The organism is Streptomyces sp. NPDC014764 (assembly GCF_043082785.1).
In the GTDB taxonomy this organism is placed as follows: domain Bacteria; phylum Actinomycetota; class Actinomycetes; order Streptomycetales; family Streptomycetaceae; genus Streptomyces; species Streptomyces althioticus.
In genome coordinates, this window is the sequence record NZ_JBIBXY010000020.1 from 59,479 (window position 1) to 79,247 (window position 19,769).

Below are 19,769 nucleotides of genomic sequence, written 5' to 3' on the forward strand. Positions count from 1 at the left end.
CCCGACGGAGGTGTGGGCCGGTGGTGGTGGTCGTGGATTTCCGGACGCCGAGAGCCTCGCGGCGTCGGTCTTCCGATGTCCGGGTGCGGGCGCGCGGGAACGCTCGGAGGGACGGGCGGCGCGGTGAACCGTCCGCGTCAGCGTGCGCCGGGACGCATCGTCGCCGCGGTGTCCGCCGCGACGGCCAGCGCGTCGGTGAGCGGTCGGTCGAGCAGTCCCGCGAGGTCGGGACCGGAACCGCCGAGGAACCCGTGGCGGACGCTGGTGGCGATCGAGGCGAGCATCGGCGGCTGGAACGGCAGCAGCGTGTCGTCCGCGAGAAGCCGGGCGCGGTACTCGCCGAGCCCGATCGTGCGGTGGACGATGTCGAGACGCATCGCGACGTCGCCGGCGGTGATCGGGTCGCCGACCAGATCGTAGGTCCTGCCGGCGTGTGCGGCCGGGTGGCCGGCGACGACCGCCGCGGCTGCGGCCAGGTCCGTCCGAGCCACCGCGGAGAGGGCGCCGTCGCCGAAAGCCGACTCCAAGCCGGCGGGGGTCCACGTCAGCAACGCTCCGAAGAGCTCGGCGTAGAGTCCGTTGCGCAAGATCGTCCATCCGAGGCCGCTGGTTCTGACCAGGTTCTCAGTGGCGCGGTGGGCGAGTGCGAACGCCAGGTGATCCCCGGCGCCGGTCAGGCTGGTGTAGATCACGTGCGCGACGCCGTCACGCACCGCGGCGTCGACAAGCGCCCGGTGCCGGGCGATGACCCGGTCGTCCTCGGCGTACCCGGCCGAGACCAGGACCAGCGTCGAGACACCGGTGAGGTCCAGGCCGGCGGGATCGTCGAAGTCCAGGTGACGTTGCCCGTCCGCGGGGGTTCGACTGGCGCCGAGGGCGGGCACCCGCCGGTCGGCCAGATCCTGGAGCGTGAGGGAGGCGAGCTGTCCGTTCGCGCCGGTCACCATGATCATTGCGGTTCGGTCTCCTGCCGTGGTTCTCTTCCGTAACTACGGCGATCCTGAACCGGCCGTATCCGGCCCACAAGGAGGCAGTTTCATGTCAGTGACGCACACTGATGTAACCGCTGGAGCCGCGGAGCTGGAACCGTGCGGGCAGCCGGACCACCCCGACTGCGGTATCCGCGACGTCCTCGACCGCGTGGGCGACAAGTGGTCCGTCCTCGTGATCGTCGAGCTGGCGAACGGGGCGCGGCGCTTCCGGCAGCTCCAGCGCGCCGTCGACGGCATCTCCCAGCGGATGCTGACATTGACCGTGCGCCGGCTGGAACGCGACGGCCTGGTACTGCGGACCGTCTACCCGACCGTGCCCGCCCAGGTCGACTACCGGCTCACCGAGACCGGCGCAAGCCTCACCCACCTGGTCAAAGCGCTGGCCGACTGGTCACTCGAGCACCGGGACACCATCGCCCGTGCCCGCCAGGCCTACGACGCGGAACATCCCGGCAACGACATCCGATGACCGCCGGCGTCGCGACGTCACGGCCCGCAACAGTCGTCCCGGGCGCGCGGCAGCCACGGGCGGCAGGGACATCGGCGCACTGTCCTCCACGGCCGGAGCATGCGCGGACCCGCGTGCGCGAGGCGACCGTGCACCAGTCCCGGCCGCCCCGGACGGACCGGAGCAGAAGAACGGCCCGGAGACGAGGAACGCGGAGCCGGTCACCGTGACCCGTCGGTGTGTGCTCCTTCGGGACGATGCGCGCGTGACGGCAACGCGTCCGGCCCGCCGGGCCGGTGGCGTCTCCCCCTCGGCTCCTGCGGCGGCCCTCCGGTGCCCCGCGGTCGGCCGCGCCGGCCGACCGCGTGCGCGCGTCACGCGAGGATCCCAGCGGGGCCGGGCCGGACCGCGCGTCAGGGCAGGACCGCTTCGCCGCCCTGCCGGGCCCGCAGCAGTTCCCGGCGCTTGGCGACGCCTCCTGGAACACGGTGCAGCCGGAACGTGCCCGGCCGCTTCGCCTCCTTGACCAGATGGCCGAGGATGCCCGTGCAGACCGATTCCTTGATCCTTGCGCCCAGGCCGGCGCCGATGTGGAGTCCCACCGCAACGTCGGACCTGGTGGCGAACTGGTAGACGCCCGCCTTCCGGCCCAGGCTGATGCACTGGGCGTAGAGGCCCTGGTGCAGAGGGTCCGGCTGCTTGCCCGCGAGCCGGCTGAGCACCGTGTCGGCGGCCCGCGCCCCGAGCGGTGTCGCGTTCAGGCAGCTCATGCGCAGTGGCAGATCCGACGGGGCTGCCGAGTCCCCGGCCGCGAGGACACGTTCGTCGTCCACGCTCGTCAGCGTCTCGTCCGTCAGCAGACGGCCCAGCGCGTCGGTGCTCAGCCCGCTGCGGGCGGCCAGGTCCGGCACAGCGAAGCCCGCAGTCCAGATGGCGACCTCGGTCGGCAGCTCACGGCCGCTCACGAGCCGCACGGCGTCGGGGGTGACGGCGCTCACCTCGGCGCCGGAGCCCTCGAGGACCGTCACCCCCAGCTCGGCCAGTCGCCCGGCGACCGAGCGCCTGCCCCGGTCGTGCAGGTACGGACCGAGAGTGCTGCCGCAGACCAGGGTCACGGCGCGGCCCTCCTCCGCCAGCTCGGCGGCGGTCTCGATGCCGGTGGGGCCGGCGCCGACCACCGTCACGCGGGCTGTCGCGGGCATGCGGTCGAGGACCGCCCGCAGCCGCTGCGCCTCGTCCAGGACGGACATCGGGTAAGCGAACTCGGTGGCCCCGGGAACACTCGGTTCGGCACTCCTGCTGCCCACTGCGTAGATCAGGTAGTCGTAGCCGAGCCGGTCACCGGCCGCCAGTGTCACGCGGCGTCCGGCCGCGTCGATCCGGGTGACGGTGTCGGCCACCAGCCGGACCCCCTCGGCCAGGACGTCCCGATAGGCGACGAGCGCGTCGTCGGACCCGCCCACCAGCTGGTGCAGGCGGACCCGGTGGACGAGTTCCTCGCGTGGGTTGATCAGCGTCACGCTCACGTCGTCGCGCTGTGTCAGCCGGTTCGCGGCCATGACGCCCGCGTAGCCTCCGCCGACCACCACCACATGCGTGCTCCCCGTCATGGTGCCTCCTCCGTCTCAAGGTGTCGGCCTCAAGACGCCGCGCTCCGGGCCGTTGTGACGTGGTGTGACACACGTCTCACTGCTGCCTGTCGGGGGCGCACGCTGCGTCGGCCCGCCGGGCGCCGGGGGGTCGTGCTGGTTCCTCCGGTCCCGGCCGGTCCCGGTCAGACCCCGGCCGGGTCCTGGGAGACGGGCAGGCGCGGGGAAAGGGGCGGACGGCCGCGCGGTCGCCTGCGGCGGTCGGCGGGCAGCGTGGTCAGGTCCCGCAGCCGCCCGTCCTCGCCCGCTCCACCACGGCACCGGGCCCCGCCCTGCTCCTGGCCCGTTCCGAACCGGATCCGCACGGAGAACCCCTGGTACGCCCGAGGAACGGGACCTGCGGGAGCCGTTGGGGCCGCCGTTCGTGAGGGCCCGGTCCGCAGTGCCGCCCGGTGCCGGGCAAAGGGTTTCACGGGCATGGGCGCACGCCCCATAGGATTGGTCCCAAACCACACACTCTCACCCCAGAGGATCGCTGCATGCCTGGCATCACGCGCGAGGAGGTCGCCCACCTCGCCCGGCTGGCGCGTCTGGAGCTGAAGCCCGAAGAGCTCGACCACTTCGCGGGCCAGCTCGACGACATCATCGGCGCGGTCGCCCGCGTCAGCGAGGTCGCCGACCAAGACGTACCGCCGACCTCGCACCCGCTCCCGCTGACGAACGTCATGCGGGCCGACGAGGTCCGTCCCTCGCTCACCCCCGAGCAGGCGCTCTCCGGCGCCCCGGCCCAGGAGCAGCAGCGTTTCAAGGTGCCGCAGATCCTGGGGGAGGAGTAAACCGCCATGAGCGATCACATCATCAGGCTCACCGCGGCCGAGACCGCCGCGAAGATCGCCTCCGGCGAGCTCACCGCGGTCGAGGTCACCGAGGCCCATCTGGCTCGTATCGAGGCCGTCGACGAGAAGGTGCACGCCTTCCTGCACGTCGACCGTGAGGGCGCCCTCGCGCAGGCCCGCGCCGTCGACGCCAAGCGCGAGCGCGGCGAGAAGCTCGGCCCGCTGGCCGGTGTGCCCCTCGCGCTGAAGGACATCTTCACCACCGAGGGCATCCCGACCACCGTCGGTTCCAGGATCCTCGAGGGCTGGATCCCGCCGTACGACGCGACGCTCACCCAGCGCCTCAAGGCCGCCGACGTCGTCATCCTCGGCAAGACCAACATGGACGAGTTCGCCATGGGGTCCTCCACCGAGAACAGCGCCTACGGCCCGACCGGCAACCCGTGGGACCTCACCCGCATCCCCGGCGGCTCCGGAGGCGGCTCCTCCGCCGCGCTCGCCGCGCACATGGCGCCGCTCGCCATCGGCACCGACACCGGCGGCTCCATCCGTCAGCCGGCCGCCGTCACCGGCACGGTCGGCGTGAAGCCGACGTACGGCGCGGTGTCCCGGTACGGCATGGTGGCGTTCTCCTCCTCCCTGGACCAGGGAGGCCCCTGCGCCCGCACGGTCCTGGACGCGGCCCTGCTGCACGAGGTGATCGCCGGTCACGACCCGATGGACTCGACGTCGATCGACGAGCCGGTCCCGCCGGTCGTGGAGGCCGCCCGCAACGGCAGCGTCCAGGGCATGCGCGTCGGCGTCGTCAAGCAGTTCCGCGGCGAGGGCTACCAGGCCGGCGTCGTCCAGCGGTTCGACGAGTCGGTCGAGCTCCTCAAGGAGCTGGGCGCCGAGATCGTCGAGCTGGACTGCCCGTCCTTCGACCTGGCGCTCTCCGCGTACTACCTGATCGCGCCGTCCGAGTGCTCCTCCAACCTCGCCCGCTTCGACGGCCTGCGCTACGGCGCGCGCGTCGGCGACGACGGCACGCACTCCGCCGAGGAGGTCACCTCGCTGACCCGCGAGGCCGGCTTCGGCGACGAGGTCAAGCGCCGCATCATGCTCGGCACGTACGCGCTCAGCTCCGGCTACTACGACGCGTACTACGGCAGCGCCCAGAAGGTCCGCACGCTCATCAAGCGGGACTTCGACAAGGCCTTCGAGCAGGTCGACGTGATCGTCTCCCCGACGACCCCGACCACCGCCTTCCCGATCGGCGAGCGCGCCGACGACCCGATGGCGATGTACCTCGCGGACCTGTGCACCATCCCGACCAACCTGGCGGGCAACGCCGCCATGTCGCTGCCCTGCGGCCTCGCGCCGGAGGACAACCTGCCGGTCGGCCTGCAGATCATCGCCCCGGTCATGAAGGACGACCGCCTCTACAAGGTGGGTGCCGCCGTCGAGGCCGCCTTCGTGGAAAAGTGGGGCCACCCGCTGCTCGAGGAGGCTCCGTCGCTGTGAGTGCACTGACCAAGGCCAAGGGATTCAAGAAGTCCCGGTCCGGTACGTACCTGTCCATGGCCGCCACCGCGTTCGGCGCGTTCGGCGTCGCCAAGCGGCTGAAGACGGCGCGCGCCGAGAAGGACACCCTGGTCCTGATCGACGCGACCGTGTCCGCCGCCGCCATCGTCACCGGCCTCGCCATCCTCTACCGCGAGCTGAAGCGGCTGGGCGACGACGACGTCCTGCTGGGCTGAGAGGGAAGTTTTCACCGTGACCACCACGACCGACCTGGTGTCGTACGAGGACGCGCTCGCGTCGTACGACCCCGTCATGGGCCTCGAGGTCCATGTCGAACTCGGCACCAACACCAAGATGTTCTGCGGCTGTTCGACGGCCCTCGGTCAGGACGCCAACACCCAGACCTGCCCGGTCTGCCTCGGCCTGCCCGGCGCGCTCCCGGTCGTCAACGCGACCGGCGTCGAGTCCGCGATCAAGATCGGCCTCGCGCTGAACTGCGAGATCGCCGAATGGTGCCGCTTCGCCCGGAAGAACTACTTCTATCCGGACATGCCGAAGAACTTCCAGACCTCCCAGTACGACGAGCCGATCGCCTTCAACGGCTACCTCGACGTGCAGCTGGAGGACGGCGAGGTCTTCCGCGTGGAGATCGAGCGCGCCCACATGGAGGAGGACACCGGCAAGTCGACGCACGTCGGCGGCGCCACCGGCCGTATCCACGGCGCGTCCCACTCCCTGCTGGACTACAACCGCGCGGGCATCCCGCTCATCGAGATCGTCACCAAGCCGATCGTGGGCGCGGGCGAGCGGGCTCCCGAGGTCGCGCGGGCGTACGTCCGTGAGCTGCGTGAACTCATCCGTGCGCTGGGCGTGTCCGAGGCCCGCATGGAGATGGGCCAGATGCGCTGCGACGTCAACCTGTCGCTGCGCCCGCACGGCACCGAGAAGTTCGGTACGCGTTCGGAGACGAAGAACGTCAACTCGCTGCGTTCCGTCGAGCGCGCCGCGCGCTTCGAGATCCAGCGGCACGCGGCCGTGCTGTCGTCCGGCGGCACGATCGTCCAGGAGACCCGGCACTTCCACGAGGACACGGGGTCCACGACCTCGGGCCGCGTGAAGGAGGAGGCCGAGGACTACCGGTACTTCCCCGAGCCGGACCTGGTGCCGGTCGCCCCGGCCCGCGAGTGGGTCGAGGAACTGCGCGCGGGCCTGCCCGAGCTGCCGCTGGTGCGCCGCAGCCGGCTCCGCGAGGAGTGGGGTGTCTCCGCCACCGACATGCAGGCGATCCTCAACGCCGGTGCGCTGGACCTGATCGTCGCCACGATCGACGCCGGCGCCGACGCGGCCTCCGCCCGCAAGTGGTGGATGGGCGAGCTGGCCCGCGCGGCCAACGAGTCGCAGAAGGCGCTGGACGAGCTGGCGATCACCCCGGCGCAGGTGGCCCGCGTCACCGAGCTGGTGGCCAAGGGCGACCTGAACGACAAGCTGGCCCGTCAGGTCATCGAGGGCGTCCTCGCGGGTGAGGGCACCCCGGACGAGGTCGTCGAGAAGCGCGGCCTGAAGGTCGTCTCCGACGAGGGCGCGCTCACCGCCGCCGTCGACGAGGCGATCGCCGGCAACCCGGGCGTCGCGGACAAGATCCGCGGCGGCAAGGTCGCGGCGGCCGGCGCGCTGGTCGGCGCGGTCATGAAGGCCACGCGCGGTCAGGCGGACGCGGCCCGGGTGAAGGAGCTGATCCTTCAGAAGCTGGGCGTCGAGGGCTGAGCCCGTACGGCACGAGGGAAGGGGGCGCACCCGCGGGGTGCGCCCCCTTCCCGTGTCACGAGCGGGTCAGCGGCGGCGGCCCACCACGCGGGTGAAGCCCAGTGTGCGGCCCTGGTCGGCGCGCACCAGTCGCGCGTTCTCCCGGCTCATCCGCACATGGAACTCGTCCGGGTGGTGCTCGGCGACGGCCTCGCTCCACAGCAGCCACTCCCGCCAGCCGTCCTCCAGCCAGTCGGCCGCCAGGACGTCCACGGCGCCGCTGCGGGTCCAGTGGCGGCGCCACCAGGCAGGGCTGTGGAAACACCAGAACGCGGGCTCCCAGAAGGGCAGCAGATGCTCCGGCGGCTCACTGCCCTCGATCTCCTCGGACAGGGACGGGACGACGACCCCGATCCGCCCGCCCGGCTTCAGCAGCCGGGTCAGCGTGGGCAGGTACAGGTCGTCGGTGCCGAAGTACTGGTAGGCGTCGACCGAGACGATCGCGTCGAAGGTCTCCGCCCCGAAGGGCAGGTCGTGCGCCTCCGCGAGGACGGGCTGGACGCGGTCGGCGACGCCGGCCTCGGCGATCCGGACGGCGTTCTCGTCCGGCTTGATCCACAGGTCGGCGGCGGTGACCTGGACGTCGTACTCCCTGGCGAGGAAGACGGACGTCATGGCGCGGCCGCAGCCCAGGTCGAGCACCCGGGCGCCGGGACGCAGGGTGTCCAGGCCGAGGGCGGGGGCCAGCCACTCCAGCAGCCACAGGGCGTGCGGGCCCATGTGGTTGTCGACGGTCCACTGCGGGTCGTAGGCGCTGCTGCGCGGGTAGCGGGGCAGACTCAGGCGGCTAGCGAGGTCGTCGTGCGAGGTGTTCGGTGTGATGTCCGACATCGGTGAACGGGCTCCTTGAGGCCGTGAAGAGGGAAGGGGTCGCGTCGGAGGTCGGACGGACAAGCATCAAAGCACCTGCTTCGGCCGGCGGCGGAATGCCGCGGGGGTGTCGGACCGTCGGACGCTAGCAGCCGTCCGGGCGGACCCGCATCTGTGTTTCCGGAGGTGAGGCGCTACGCTCCGGCGCCATGAGTGGACGCCCTTATTCCGACCTGCCCCCGGACACTCAGACCGCAGAGGACCTCCCCGAGAGTTTCGCCGAGACCGAGACCGAGACCCAGACCGGGACCGGGACCGGGACCGGGACCGAGACCGGGACCGGGACCGAGCCAGGGGCAGGGACCGGGACCGGGACCGGGCCAGGGGCGGGGGCGGGGACCGAGGCCGAGCTTCCCGACGACGACCTCCTCGACGAGCAGGCCCGCCGCGCCCGCTGGGCCGCCGTCGGCACCGGCGTCGTGCTCGCCCTCGCCGGAACGGCCGCCGCCGTGCTCCGCGCCTCCGGGGCCGCCCCGGCCCTCGTCCCCGTCGCGTACGCCTGCGGGGCGGCCGTCTGCGCCCTCGCGGCTGTGCTGGGCGCGCGCGGACGCACCCGCAGGGCGCTGTGGGCCGCCGTCGCGGGCGTCATGATCATGGCGCTGGGCGACCAGTTCGACTGAGACGAGCGGTCGGCGAACCGCCTGTGACCGGCCCGAAGAATAAATGTGACTTAGTCAACGAAGGCGACAAACGATCATTTTCGCCTGCAACAGTGGCAGGGCATTGCTCATGCGTTCTTTGCGGGCCGTTCGGCCGTCCGCCACCGGTGCCCGCTCAAAGATCCACCCCGAGCCATACCGGGAGCACGCCTGTGGCAGCCCTTGCACGCTGGTGCGTCCAGCGCCGTCTCTCCACCGTTCTGCTGTGGCTGCTCGCCCTGGTCGGAATCGCGGCCGGCGCCTTCGTCGCCGGTTCCGCCTACTCCAACGACTACAAGGTCCCCGGCACCGAGTCGGGGCGCGCCACCGAGCTGCTGAAGGAAGGCTTCCCCTCACTGGGGGGCGACAGCGACAGCGTGGTCTGGCACACATCCTCCGGCACCGTCCGGGACAGCGGCGTCGAGCAGACCATGACGCGCACCCTCGACCGGATCGAGGAACTGCCCGGCGTCGCCTCCGTGAGCGGCCCGTACGGCGACGGGGGCGCCGGACGCATCAGCGCCGACGGCCGTACCGCCTACGCCACCGTGACCTTCGAGCACTCCGGCAAGGACATCACCAGCGGTGAGGCCGGGGCTGTGGTCAAGACGGCGAAGGCCGCCGAGTCCGACGGGCTGGACGTCGAGCTGGGCGGCAGCGCCGTCGAGCTGAGCGAGCCGTCCGGCGGGCACACCGCCGAGATCGTCGGCGTGGCCGTCGCCGCCGTCGTGCTGTTCCTCGCCTTCGGCTCCCTCGCCGCCTCCCTGCTGCCCATCGCCACCGCGCTGGTGAGCGTGGGCACCGCCTACGCGGGCATCGTGCTGCTCGGCCATGTGATGACCGTCGCGGACTTCGCGCCGATGCTCGGCCTGCTGATCGGGCTGGGCGTGGGCATCGACTACGCGCTGTTCATCGTGACCCGACACCGGCGCGGACTGAAACGCGGCCTGAGCGTCACCGAGGCAGCCACCAACGCCGTCGCCACCACCGGCCGGGCCGTCGTGTTCGCGGGTGCGACCGTCTGCATAGCCCTGCTCGGCATGCTGATCCTGCGCCTGAACTTCCTCAACGGCGTCGCCGTGGCCGCCTCGCTCACCGTGGTGCTCACCGTCGCGGCGTCCGTCACCCTGCTACCCGCCCTGCTGTCGCTGATCGGCACCCGCGCCCTCAGCCGCAAGGAGCGGCGCCGGCTCGCCGAGCACGGACCGGAACCCGAGATGCCCACCGGGTTCGCCGCCCGCTGGTCGGCGTTCGTGGAGCGCCACCCCAAGCTGCTCGGCGCGGTCGCCGTCGTCGTGATGGCCGTCCTCGCGCTGCCCACCTTCTCGCTGCACCTGGGCACCTCCGACCAGGGCAACGACCCGAAGACATCCACCACCCGCCAGGCCTACGACCTGATCGCCGACGGCTTCGGGCCGGGCGTGAACGGACCGCTCACCCTCGTCACCGAGGTCGGCGACGCCCAGGACCGGCTCGCCCTGGACAACCTGGGCTCCACCCTGCGCACCACCGAGGACGTCGCCTCCGTGTCGCCGGTGACGTTCAACCAGGCCGGCGACACCGCCTTCCTCACCGTCGTGCCGGAGTCGTCCCCGCAGTCGAAGCAGACCAGCGACCTGGTGGACCGGCTGCGCGAGGACGTGCTGCCGCGCGCCGAGTCGGGCACCTCGCTCGACGTGCACGTCGGCGGCGTGACGGCCGGCTACGACGACTTCGCCTCCGTCATCGTCGAGAAGCTGCCCCTGTTCGTCGGGGTGGTGATCGGCCTGGGCTGTCTGCTGCTGCTCCTCGCCTTCCGCTCCATCGGCATCCCGCTCAAGGCCGCCGCGATGAACGTGGCCGCGGTCGCCGGCGCGTTCGGCGTGGTCGTCATGATCTTCCAGTGGGGCTGGGGGAGCGACCTGCTCGGCCTCGGCAGAGCGGGCCCCATCGAGCCCTTCCTGCCCGTGATCATGGTGTCGGTGCTGTTCGGGCTGTCCATGGACTACCAGGTCTTCCTGGTGAGCCGCATGTACGAGGAATGGCTGGAGACCGGCGACAACCGGCGGGCCGTGCGCGTGGGCCTCGCCGAGACCAGCCGCGTGATCAACTCGGCCGCCGTCATCATGATCTCGGTCTTCCTCGCCTTCGTGCTCAGCGGCGACCGCGTGATCGCCATGTTCGGCATCGCCCTCGCCGCGGCCGTGGCCCTCGACGCCTTCGTGCTGCGCACCCTGCTCGTGCCCGCGCTGATGCACCTCCTCGGGGGCGCCAACTGGTGGCTGCCGAAGTGGCTGGACCGGATTCTGCCCCGGATCAGCATCGAACCGCCCGAGTGCCGTGCCGCCCATGAGAGGCTGGCCGCCGTCACGGACGCCGAGGTCGCGGACGTGCTGGCGGAGGAGGAGCGGCAGCGGGATGTACGCGATACGACTGGGTGACGACGGCGCGGAGATGCGCCCCCTGGAGGTCTGGCACGCCGAGGAGTTCCTCGCGCACCTGGAGCGGGGCCGTGAGTTCATCAACCGGTTCGTCCCCTTCGGCTCCCGTGCCACCGACCCGGACAGCGCGCGGGAGGCGCTCCAGCGGTACGCCGACCTGCGCGCCGCCGACACGGCCTCCCTGCACGGGCTGTGGCTCGACGGCACACTGGTCGGCGGGGTCCTCACCCTGAACTTCGACGCGGCGGCCGGCACCTGCGAGGTCGGCTGCTGGCTGGAGCCCGCGGGCACCGGACGCGGACTGGTCACCCGCGCCATGCGCGTCCTGATCGACTGGGCCGTCGAGGAGCGCGGCATCCACCGCGTCGAATGGGTCGCCGCGTCCGGCAACACCGCCAGCGTCGCCGTCGCCCGCCGGCTCGGCATGACCCGCGACGGCGTCCGCCGCGAGGCCCACCTCCACCACGGCGTACGCCACGACCTGGAGGTCTGGTCCCTGCTCGCCCCAGAGTGGCGCGTTTCGCGCGAACAGCTCGAAAGGCATTAAGCGGAATCTCAGACGGCATCCGTACGGTGCGGAGCATGGCTGAGAAAACAGAGGACGAGACCGTAACCGGAACCACCACCGCGACGGCGTTGGAACCCGATGCGCAGACGGCGGAGCGGCCCGAGGACGCCGCCGCCGGGCCGGACGACAGCGCCGGCGAGAAGCACGCCGAGCCGGCCGAGGCCCCTTCCGGGACCGGACAGGGCGCGGCGGCGGTCGTCTCCGCGGCGCTCGGCCTGGTCTCCCTCACCGGTGGCTGGCCGGGTACGGTGGCCGCCGCCCGCGAGACCCTGGTGGGCCAGCTGCGCACCGCCGCCGACGCGAGCGTCGCCACCCAGATCAAGGAGGTCTACGGCGACGCCTGGGACACCACCGCCCTGTGGGGCGGCCTGTTCGCCCTCGTCGCGCTGATCACCGGCGCGGTGGTCCTGGTCCGGCCCGCGTTCGGCGCCCCCGGCCGCACCGCGCAGGCGCCGTGGATCAAGTCGGTCGCCTGGGCCGGCGTCACCCTCGGCGTCATCGGGCTGCTGCTCGCGGTGCTCAAGTACACGGGCGTGCTGCTGGGTCTGCCCGCCGCCTCCTGAGGGGCCTTAGGCACCCTCTTAGACGCCGGCTCCATGGTGCGCGCGCCTCACGGCGCGACTTCTAAGGCGTCAGCGCCCGCGAAGATATGGAACCCTCCCGATGCGGCTCAACCGCCTTGGAGACGAAGGTGGAGGCATCGCAGAACGCGATACCGACACCGGATCCGAGGGGGAAACCATCATGTTCGAGATCGAGCTGCACCGGCTCCGCCACGACGAACTGGTCCGCCGGGCCGAGGCGGAGCGCCAGGTCCGCGAGGCGGTACGGGTCCGCCGCGCCGCCCGCCGGGGAGCCGCCGCACGCCACGCCGGACCCGGGAGCCATACCCGGCGCCGGTCCTGGTTCGCCCGGGCCGCATGAACACCGCCCGGGGCGGCGGCCGCACGGAAGCGGCCGCCGCCCCGTCGTCGCTGCGCACGGCCGGGGGAGACGTCCGGCACAAGAGGGAAGGGGGCGCCGTGCCGGTGCACCAGGAGACGAAAACCGCTGCGCCGTCGCCGCGGGCGCGTGCGATGCTCGGGGACGTGGAGACCAAGTCCGTCAGTCCCGTGTTCGTCGGCCGCACCGGTGAACTCGCCACCCTGATCGATGCGTTCGTCCGGGCCGGAGCCGGTGAACCGCAGGCGCTGCTGGTCGGCGGCGAGGCCGGGGTGGGCAAGACCCGCCTCGTGGAGGAGTTCGCCGCCGCCGTCCGCGACCGGGGCGGGGTCGTCGCCCTCGGCGGATGCGTGGAGATCGGCGCCGACGGCCTGCCCTTCGCCCCCTTCTCCACGGCCCTGCGCCAGCTGCGCCGGGAACTGCCCGAACAGCTCACGGCCGCCGCCGAGGGGCAGGAGGAGGAGCTGGCCAGGCTGCTGCCCGAACTCGCCGTCGCCGCCGCCCGCGAGGCCCGCCGCGACGAACAGGGCATGGCCCGGCTCTTCGAGCTCACCGCCCGGCTGCTGGAACGGGTCGCCGCCGAGCACACCGTCGTCCTCGTCCTGGAGGACCTGCACTGGGCCGACGCCTCCACCCGCCATCTGCTCGCCTATCTCTTCCGCACCCTGCGCACCGGCCGTCTCGTCGTCCTCGCCACCTACCGCTCCGACGACATCCACCGGCGTCACCCGCTGCGCCCCCTCCTCGCCGAACTCGACCGGCTGCGCACCGTCCACCGTGTCGAGCTGGGCCGGTTCAGCCGCGAGGAGGTGCGCCGGCAGATCGCCGGCATCCTCGACCGCGAACCCGAAGCGGACCGCGTCGACGACATCTTCGAACGCTCCGACGGCAACGCCTTCTTCGTCGAGGAACTCGCCGTCGCCGCCGACGAGGGCTGCCGCACCGGCCTCACCGACTCCCTGCGCGACCTGCTCCTGGTCAGGGTCGAGAATCTGCCGGACAGCACCCAGCGGGTCGTCCGGATCGTCGCCGAGGGCGGCTCGACCGTCGAGGACCGGCTGCTCGCCGCCGTCGCGGGACTCGGCGAGGACGACCTCATCGAGGCTCTGCGCGCCGCCGTCAACGCCGGCATCCTCACACCGGCCCCCGACCGCGACGGCTACCGCTTCCGGCACTCCCTGGTCCGCGAGGCCGTCAGCGACGACCTGCTGCCCGGCGAACGCTCCCGGCTCAACCGCCGTTTCGCCGAGGCCCTGGAGGCCGACCCCGCGCTCGTCCCCGCCGACGAGCGTCCCACCCGGCTTGCCAGCTACTGGTACCACGCCCATGACGCCGCCAAGGCCCTGCCCGCCGTCCTCGACGCCTCCGTCGTGGCCCGCCGTCGCCACGCCTACGCCGAGCAACTCCGCCTGCTGGAACGGGCGATGGAGCTGTGGGACGCCGTTCCCGACACCGTGCGCGCCGGACTGCGGCCGCTCGACCAGGCAGAGGCCTACCCGCCACCGCCGCCCGGCTGCGACGACCCCGCCGCCGACGACGCCGCCACGCGGCCGCTGCGCCACCTCGACCTGCTGGCAGAGGCCGCCGTCGCCGGCCGCCTCTGCGGCGAACGCGAACGTTCCCTGAAGCTCACCAGACGGGCGCTGCGCCTGCTCGACGAGGACCCCGACCCGCTGCGCGCCGCCTGGTTCTGGGTGCAGCGCTCCCGGCTCACCCAGGCACTCGCCCGCGGCGACGGCTGGGAGGAACTGGGCACCGCGCAGGAACTGGTGCGCGGACTGCCGCCCTCCGAGGTGCACGCCGAGGTGCTCGCCGCCGTCGCCGGCTGGTCGATGCTGCACGACCTCGGCCCCGACGCCATGGCCGACGCGGAACGCGCCGTCGAGTACGCCCGCATGGTCGGGGCCCACGACATCGAGCTCAACGCCCGGCTCACCCTCGGCGGCCTCATGGTCGACGCCGGGGACATCGAGGCCGGACTCGCGGAGATGTACGAGGTCAAGCAGCGGGCGACCGAACTGGGCGTCGACATGGTGGTGGCCCGCGCCTTCGTCAACCTGCCCTCCGTGCTGGAGGGGGTCGGCCGCTCCGAGGAGGCCGTACGGCTCCTCGAGGAAGGCGTCAGGGTCACCCGGCGGCTCGGTCTGCTGGACTCCGAGGGATGGGTGTGGGGCAACCTCGCCGAGTCCCTGCTGTCCGTCGGGCGCTGGGAGGACGCCGCCCGCGCCGCGGCCGACGCGCAGCGGATCGAGCAGAGCGCCAAGCCGCGCGCCGGCGGCTCGATGCGCCTGGCGCATCTCGCCCACCTGCGGGGGGACACCGCCGAGGCGGCCCGCTGCCTCGCCGAGGCCCGCGCCCACTTCGGCACCCACGACCCGATGCCCCAGTACGCACTGCCGATGAAGTACGTCGCCATCCGCGTCGCCGCCGCCGAGGGCCGCCCCGAGGAGGCCCGCGCCGAACTGTTCGCCGCGCTCGACGCCGGCTTCCCGCCCGGCACCCAGCGTTACGCCTGGCCCCTGCTGCTTGCCGCTACCACCGCCGAGGCCGACCGGTACGGCGACCCCGCCGCCGAAGCGGGCCGCCCGGAGGTACTGGACCGGATCCGCGAGGCGGCGAGGAACCTCGCCACAGGGGTGCCCCTGTGGCGGGCCCACGACCGGTGGCTGCGCGCCGAACTGCTGCGCGCCGACGGCCGCGGCGAGCCGGACGCCTGGTCCGAGGTCGTCGCCGCGCTGGAGCCGCTGGGACGGCCCCACGACCTCGCATCCGTCCGCCTCCGGCTCGCCGAGGCGCTGCTGGCCGCCGGCGGGGGCGAGGACGATCGGGCCCGCGCCACCGAGCTGCTGCGCCTGGTCGACGCCGTCGCCGCCCACCTGGGCGCCGCGCCACTGGCCCGGGACGCGGCGCTGCTGGCCCGCCGGGGCCGCCTGGCGCTGGCGCCCGCCCCGCGGGAGGAGCCGGCCCCGGCGCCCGCAGACCCGGCCGAGGCGCTCGGCCTGACCAGCAGGGAGCGTGACGTGCTGCGCCTGGTGGCGGCCGGGCACACCAACCGGCGGATCGCCGAGGAGCTGTTCATCTCGCCGAAGACGGCCAGCGTCCATGTGTCGAACATCCTCGCCAAACTGGGCGTCTCCGGCCGCGGCGAGGCGGCGGCGGTGGCCCACCGCCTCGGTCTGTTCCCGGACGGTTCTGCCGACGGATCCGGAAATCTCGCCACCGCGCGACAATCGGTGTAGGACACAGCGGCCCGGCACCGGGGCGCCCTGCGAAAGGGGAGCGATGTTCAACGCCTTCGAGGAACTGTTCTCCCCCGGGCGCAAGCACACCCAGGACGAGCAGAAGCGCCTGGCGCTGTCCCGGGAGGACGTCGGCGACGCCGACCCCGGACGCGGGCCGATAGACCTCGCCTCCGGCAAGGTCACCGTCCGCCGCCCGGCCCCGGCGGACGAGACGACGGACGGCGGCGACGCCCCGGACGCCTCCGGCGGCACCGGTGACGCCCCGGACGCCTCCGCGGGAGGCCGGGCCACGCCGGCTAGCTGACCCGCAGCTCCAGCACGCGGTCGTCCTCCGGCTCCGGGTCGCCCCGGCCGTCCGTGTTGCTGGTCACGAGCCACAGCCGGTCGCCGCCCGCCGCGACCACGGTGCGGAGCCGGCCGTACTCGCCCTCCAGGAACGCCTGCGGCTCGGCGGAGGCCTCCGTGCCCTTCAGGGGTATCCGCCACAGCCGCTCGCCCCGCAGCCCCGCCATCCAGACGGACCCCTCGGCGTACGCGATGCCGCTCGGCGAGGCGTCCTCGGTGCTCCACTGGGCGATCGGGTTGTGGAAACCGCCCTCGTCCGCGTGGCCCTCGGCCTCCGGCCAGCCGTAGTTGTCGCCCGGCGCGATCGCGTTCAGCTCGTCCCAGGTGTTCTGCCCGAACTCCGACGCGAACAGCCGCTGTTCGCCGTCCCAGGCCAGGCCCTGCACGTTGCGGTGGCCGTAGGAGTACACGGGGGAGTCGGGGAACGGGTTGCCCGGGGCCGGCTCGCCGTCCGGGGTCATCCGCAGGATCTTCCCGCCGAGGGACTTCTTGTCCTGGGACAGCCCGGTGTCGCCGCTCTCGCCCGTGCCCGCGTACAGCATGCGGTCCGGGCCGAAGGCGATCCGGCCGCCGTTGTGGATCACGCCCTTGGGGATGCCCCGGAACACCGTGTCGGGCGCCCCGAGCTGCTCGCCCGCCAGCTTCCGCTCGTTGTACAGCATCCGCACGATTCGGTTGTCGGAGGCCGAGGTGAAGTACGCGTAGATCATGTGGTCCGAGGCGAAGTCGGGGGAGAGGGCGATGCCCAGCAGGCCCCCCTCGCCGTCGGGCGCCACTCCGGGCACCTCGCCCAGCTCGGTCTTCTTCCCCGTCTTCCCGTCGATCCGGGTGATCGTGGCCTCGTCCCGCGAGGACACCAGGAGGTCGCCGTCCCCGACGGGGGCGAGACCCCAGGGGGAGGCCAGCCCCGTGGCCACCGTGCGGACCACCGTCACCGAGCCCTTCGCGGGCGGGGTCTCCTCCGCCTTCCCGGACGGGGAGGACGGGGCCGCGGCGGCCGAGGAGGAGGCGGCGTCCTTCTCCGGCGGCGCTCCGTCGTCGGAGGAGCAGCCGGCGGTCAGCAGGAGCGCGGCGGCGGCCAGCACGGCCGGCACGGCTCGTCGTTGCACGATCTCGTCCCTTCGACGCGGCGGGTTCTGTCTGTCATACACCGCTCGCGCCTCACAGGTTCCCGCTTCGCCGACCCCGAACCCCGGGACACCGCGGAGGGCGGGACGCTCAGTCCCACGACCCCTGGGCGGGCGGCAGGCCCGCGATCTCCGCCAGGTCCCCGTCGGTCAGCCGGAGCCCGGCCGCCGCCGCGTTCTCCGTCACCCACCGCTCCCGCTTGGCGCCCGGCACCGGGACCACCTGCCGGCCGCGGCTCAGCACCCAGGCCAGGGCGACCTGCGCCGGGGTGACGTGCTCCCCGTGCCGGCGCGCGACCCGGCGCAGACCGACCACGATCGGCTGGTTCGCGGCCATCATCTCGGCCGTGAACCGCGGGTGCCGGGCCCGCAGGTCGTCCGCCTCGAACCCCTCGCCCGGCGTCAGCGTCCCGGTCAGGAAGCCGTTCCCCAGCGGCATCGCCGCCAGAAAACCCACGCCCCGCGCCTCGCACCAGGGCAGCAACGTCTCCAGCGCCTCCGGCGACCACACCGACAGCTCCGCCTGCACCGCGCTCACCGGGAACACCTGCTGCACCCGCTCCAGCTGCCGGACCGTCGCGTCGTGCAGCCGCGCCCCCGGCCGCCGCGACGAGCGCGCCCCGACCGCGCACAGGCCCAGCGCCCGCACCTTGCCCGCCCGCACCAGCTCCGCCATCGCGCCCCAGGTCTCCTCGACGGGGACCTCCGGGTCGGCGCGGTGCAGCTGGTAGAGGTCGATCACGTCGGTCTGCAGCCGCCGCAGCGACGCGTCGCAGGCCCGCCTGACGTACCCGGGACGGCCGTTGGCCACGATGTGCTGGTCGCCCACCAGCAGCCCGACCTTCGTCGACACGAAGGCGTCGGCACGCCGCTCCTTCAGCACCCGCCCGAGCAGCAGCTCGTTGGTGAACGGGCCGTACATGTCGGCGGTGTCGAGGAGGGACGAGCCCGCGTCCAGCGCCCGGTGCACCGCCCTCAGCGACTCCTCGCCGCGCTGCCTGGACGTGCTGTAGGCCCAGCTCATCGGCATGCATCCGAGGCCTACCGCGCCCACCGAGAGCGCCGCCGCGCCGATCGTCCTGCGCTCCACCTGCTCGTGACCCTCCCTCTCCGGTCCCCCAACCTAACCTCTGCCGTCCGGACGGCCTGAACTAGCCTCCGTGGCATGACTCCTGACGTGTGGCTTCCCATCCCCCCGGACGAGATCGACGGACTCCCCGAGGGGCCGCGCTACCACTTCTGGGACGGCGGCGAGACCTACCCGGCCGACCCGGAGGAGTGCGACTTCTACGTCGTGCCGTACATGAAGCCCGCCGAGGTGTGCCTGCGTCCGCTGCCCCGGATGCGGTCCGTGCACGTGGTGCAGACCTTGTCGGCCGGCATCGACCATGTGCAGCCCGGCCTGAAGGATCTGCCCTCCGGAGTGCGGCTGTGCAACGCGCGCGGGGTGCACGAGGCCAGCACCGCGGAGCTCACGCTCACCCTGATCCTCGCCTCCCTGCGCGGCATCCCCGGCTTCGTGCGCGCCCAGGACCGGGGGGAGTGGCAGGGCGGCTTCCGGCCGGCGCTCGCCGACCGGACCGTGCTGATCGTCGGGTACGGCTCGATCGGCGCGGCCGTCGAGGACCGGCTCGTACCGTTCGAGGTCGCGCGGGTGGCGCGCGTCGCGCGCTCCGCGCGCACTACGGAGCGCGGGCCGGTGCATCCGCTCACCGAACTTCCCTCCCTGCTTCCGGAGGCGGACGTCGTCGTCCTGACCACCCCGCTGACCGAGGGCACCCGGCACCTCGTGGACGCCGCGTTCCTGGCCCGGATGAAGGACGGCGCCCTCCTCGTGAACGTCGCCCGCGGCCCCGTCGTCGACACCAAGGCCCTGCTCACCGAGGTGGAGAACGGCCGGATCACCGCGGCCCTCGACGTCACCGACCCCGAACCCCTCCCCGCCGACCACGCGTTGTGGCGGGCGCCCGGCGTGCTGATCACCCCGCACGTCGGCGGACCCACGTCCGCGTTCCTCCCCCGCGCGAAGCGCCTGCTGCGCGACCAGTTGCGCCGATACGTGAACCACGAGGAGCCCGGGAACGTGATCCTGGTAACGGGAACGGAAGACGTGTAGTCCGCTTCGAGTACCGTCCGCGACCCCTCGGGAGCGGTGGGTACCCGACGGCCCGTTGATCGTCACGGAGCGTAGAGGACCTATGTCCCTGAGTGACGATACTGGTGTATCGTCCGGACAGGGGCTGCGCCGCCGACCACCGGCGCGGGGGAGCGACACGGAGACTGTGAGGGGGGCGACGGGCGATGCACGGCCAGACGACCACCGATCCGACGCGGCGGATGCGTCGGCGGCGACACCGGCACGCGGACACGCACGGTCAGCACATCCGGCGCGGAGGGCGGACCGACGGCGCCGGCCCTCACGACCCGCTCCGGCGGACGAGCCGCC

Annotated in this window: 18 protein-coding genes; 13 read left to right on the forward strand and 5 right to left on the reverse strand. The window is 72.9% G+C overall.

The features are described from left to right. Positions 1-137: 137 nt before the first annotated feature. Entirely contained in the window at positions 138-953 is an 816-nt protein-coding gene (locus tag ACF1AG_RS30425) for an NAD(P)H-binding protein (RefSeq protein WP_391810713.1), read from the reverse strand. Between the two features lie 85 nt (positions 954-1,038). Between ACF1AG_RS30425 and ACF1AG_RS30430 the strand changes: the two genes are divergently transcribed. Next, positions 1,039-1,461 carry a helix-turn-helix domain-containing protein gene (locus ACF1AG_RS30430; RefSeq protein WP_359601807.1) on the forward strand — a complete coding sequence of 141 codons (423 nt, stop codon included), beginning with the start codon at positions 1,039-1,041 and terminating at the stop codon, positions 1,459-1,461. Positions 1,462-1,853: 392 nt separating this feature from the next. On the opposite strand, the gene ACF1AG_RS30435 is transcribed toward ACF1AG_RS30430, so the two are convergent. Continuing rightward, complete coding sequence (locus tag ACF1AG_RS30435; RefSeq protein WP_391810714.1) at positions 1,854-3,050, reverse strand: NAD(P)/FAD-dependent oxidoreductase; 1,197 nt, start codon at positions 3,048-3,050, stop codon at positions 1,854-1,856. 518 nt (positions 3,051-3,568) lie between these two features. Between ACF1AG_RS30435 and gatC the strand changes: the two genes are divergently transcribed. Genes gatC through gatB form a run of 4 tightly spaced genes read left to right on the forward strand, consistent with a single transcriptional unit; the run spans position 3,569 to position 7,132 of the window. Next, positions 3,569-3,865: an Asp-tRNA(Asn)/Glu-tRNA(Gln) amidotransferase subunit GatC gene (gene gatC / locus ACF1AG_RS30440; protein ID WP_006130840.1), complete on the forward strand. Its 297-nt coding sequence runs from the start codon at positions 3,569-3,571 to the stop codon at positions 3,863-3,865. Between the two features lie 6 nt (positions 3,866-3,871). After that, positions 3,872-5,368, forward strand: a complete 1,497-nt coding sequence (gene gatA / locus ACF1AG_RS30445) for an Asp-tRNA(Asn)/Glu-tRNA(Gln) amidotransferase subunit GatA (protein ID WP_359601805.1) — start codon at positions 3,872-3,874, stop codon at positions 5,366-5,368. Next, positions 5,365-5,604 carry a hypothetical protein gene (locus ACF1AG_RS30450; protein ID WP_033276008.1) on the forward strand — a complete coding sequence of 80 codons (240 nt, stop codon included), beginning with the start codon at positions 5,365-5,367 and terminating at the stop codon, positions 5,602-5,604. Before gatA ends, ACF1AG_RS30450 begins: the two co-directional genes overlap by 4 nt. A gap of 16 nt (positions 5,605-5,620) precedes the next feature. After that, complete coding sequence (gene gatB, locus ACF1AG_RS30455) at positions 5,621-7,132, forward strand: Asp-tRNA(Asn)/Glu-tRNA(Gln) amidotransferase subunit GatB (RefSeq protein WP_387798700.1); 1,512 nt, start codon at positions 5,621-5,623, stop codon at positions 7,130-7,132. Positions 7,133-7,198: 66 nt separating this feature from the next. Here gatB and ACF1AG_RS30460 read toward each other — a convergent pair whose 3' ends face one another. Further along, positions 7,199-8,002: a methyltransferase domain-containing protein gene (locus tag ACF1AG_RS30460; protein ID WP_359601803.1), complete on the reverse strand. Its 804-nt coding sequence runs from the start codon at positions 8,000-8,002 to the stop codon at positions 7,199-7,201. 188 nt (positions 8,003-8,190) lie between these two features. Here ACF1AG_RS30460 and ACF1AG_RS30465 point away from each other — a divergent pair, with 188 nt between their 5' ends. The 7 genes from ACF1AG_RS30465 to ACF1AG_RS30495 all read left to right on the forward strand — a co-directional run bounded on the left by ACF1AG_RS30465 (position 8,191) and on the right by ACF1AG_RS30495 (position 16,155). Beyond that, positions 8,191-8,661, forward strand: a complete 471-nt coding sequence (locus tag ACF1AG_RS30465) for a hypothetical protein (RefSeq protein ID WP_391810715.1) — start codon at positions 8,191-8,193, stop codon at positions 8,659-8,661. Between the two features lie 191 nt (positions 8,662-8,852). Beyond that, positions 8,853-11,099, forward strand: a complete 2,247-nt coding sequence (locus ACF1AG_RS30470; protein WP_359601801.1) for an MMPL family transporter — start codon at positions 8,853-8,855, stop codon at positions 11,097-11,099. After that, positions 11,077-11,646 (forward strand): GNAT family protein, encoded by a 570-nt coding sequence (locus ACF1AG_RS30475; RefSeq protein WP_359601800.1) that lies wholly within the window; start codon positions 11,077-11,079, stop codon positions 11,644-11,646. Before ACF1AG_RS30470 ends, ACF1AG_RS30475 begins: the two co-directional genes overlap by 23 nt. Positions 11,647-11,681: 35 nt before the next feature. Further along, entirely contained in the window at positions 11,682-12,230 is a 549-nt protein-coding gene (locus tag ACF1AG_RS30480) for a hypothetical protein (protein ID WP_359601799.1), read from the forward strand. A 181-nt stretch (positions 12,231-12,411) separates the two neighbouring features. Continuing rightward, entirely contained in the window at positions 12,412-12,591 is a 180-nt protein-coding gene (locus ACF1AG_RS30485) for a hypothetical protein (protein ID WP_359601798.1), read from the forward strand. Between the two features lie 152 nt (positions 12,592-12,743). Next, on the forward strand, positions 12,744-15,848 hold the full coding sequence (locus ACF1AG_RS30490) for an AAA family ATPase (RefSeq protein ID WP_391810720.1): 3,105 nt from the start codon (positions 12,744-12,746) through the stop codon (positions 15,846-15,848). Between the two features lie 43 nt (positions 15,849-15,891). Further along, on the forward strand, positions 15,892-16,155 hold the full coding sequence (locus ACF1AG_RS30495; protein ID WP_359607818.1) for a DUF6191 domain-containing protein: 264 nt from the start codon (positions 15,892-15,894) through the stop codon (positions 16,153-16,155). Here the strand turns inward: ACF1AG_RS30495 and ACF1AG_RS30500 are convergent. Next, on the reverse strand, positions 16,148-17,290 hold the full coding sequence (locus ACF1AG_RS30500; protein WP_359607824.1) for a PQQ-dependent sugar dehydrogenase: 1,143 nt from the start codon (positions 17,288-17,290) through the stop codon (positions 16,148-16,150). The two genes, ACF1AG_RS30495 and ACF1AG_RS30500, sit on opposite strands and share 8 nt — an antisense overlap. Positions 17,291-17,414: 124 nt before the next feature. Next, complete coding sequence (locus ACF1AG_RS30505; RefSeq protein ID WP_359607820.1) at positions 17,415-18,413, reverse strand: aldo/keto reductase; 999 nt, start codon at positions 18,411-18,413, stop codon at positions 17,415-17,417. 75 nt (positions 18,414-18,488) lie between these two features. Here ACF1AG_RS30505 and ACF1AG_RS30510 point away from each other — a divergent pair, with 75 nt between their 5' ends. Then, complete coding sequence (locus tag ACF1AG_RS30510) at positions 18,489-19,439, forward strand: 2-hydroxyacid dehydrogenase (RefSeq protein WP_359607822.1); 951 nt, start codon at positions 18,489-18,491, stop codon at positions 19,437-19,439. Positions 19,440-19,769 lie beyond the last annotated feature (330 nt).

What these genes read in the sequence shown, in the direction of transcription:
- ACF1AG_RS30425 (WP_391810713.1), bottom strand. Translation starts at nt 953, where the DNA reads ATGATCATGGTGACCGGCGCGAACGGACAGCTCGCCTCCCTCACGCTC.
- ACF1AG_RS30430 (WP_359601807.1), top strand. Translation starts at nt 1,039, where the DNA reads ATGTCAGTGACGCACACTGATGTAACCGCTGGAGCCGCGGAGCTGGAA.
- ACF1AG_RS30435 (WP_391810714.1), bottom strand. Translation starts at nt 3,050, where the DNA reads ATGACGGGGAGCACGCATGTGGTGGTGGTCGGCGGAGGCTACGCGGGC.
- gatC (WP_006130840.1), top strand. Translation starts at nt 3,569, where the DNA reads ATGCCTGGCATCACGCGCGAGGAGGTCGCCCACCTCGCCCGGCTGGCG.
- gatA (WP_359601805.1), top strand. Translation starts at nt 3,872, where the DNA reads ATGAGCGATCACATCATCAGGCTCACCGCGGCCGAGACCGCCGCGAAG.
- ACF1AG_RS30460 (WP_359601803.1), bottom strand. Translation starts at nt 8,002, where the DNA reads ATGTCGGACATCACACCGAACACCTCGCACGACGACCTCGCTAGCCGC.
- ACF1AG_RS30465 (WP_391810715.1), top strand. Translation starts at nt 8,191, where the DNA reads ATGAGTGGACGCCCTTATTCCGACCTGCCCCCGGACACTCAGACCGCA.
- ACF1AG_RS30475 (WP_359601800.1), top strand. Translation starts at nt 11,077, where the DNA reads ATGTACGCGATACGACTGGGTGACGACGGCGCGGAGATGCGCCCCCTG.
- ACF1AG_RS30480 (WP_359601799.1), top strand. Translation starts at nt 11,682, where the DNA reads ATGGCTGAGAAAACAGAGGACGAGACCGTAACCGGAACCACCACCGCG.
- ACF1AG_RS30485 (WP_359601798.1), top strand. Translation starts at nt 12,412, where the DNA reads ATGTTCGAGATCGAGCTGCACCGGCTCCGCCACGACGAACTGGTCCGC.
- ACF1AG_RS30490 (WP_391810720.1), top strand. Translation starts at nt 12,744, where the DNA reads ATGCTCGGGGACGTGGAGACCAAGTCCGTCAGTCCCGTGTTCGTCGGC.
- ACF1AG_RS30495 (WP_359607818.1), top strand. Translation starts at nt 15,892, where the DNA reads ATGTTCAACGCCTTCGAGGAACTGTTCTCCCCCGGGCGCAAGCACACC.
- ACF1AG_RS30510 (WP_359607822.1), top strand. Translation starts at nt 18,489, where the DNA reads ATGACTCCTGACGTGTGGCTTCCCATCCCCCCGGACGAGATCGACGGA.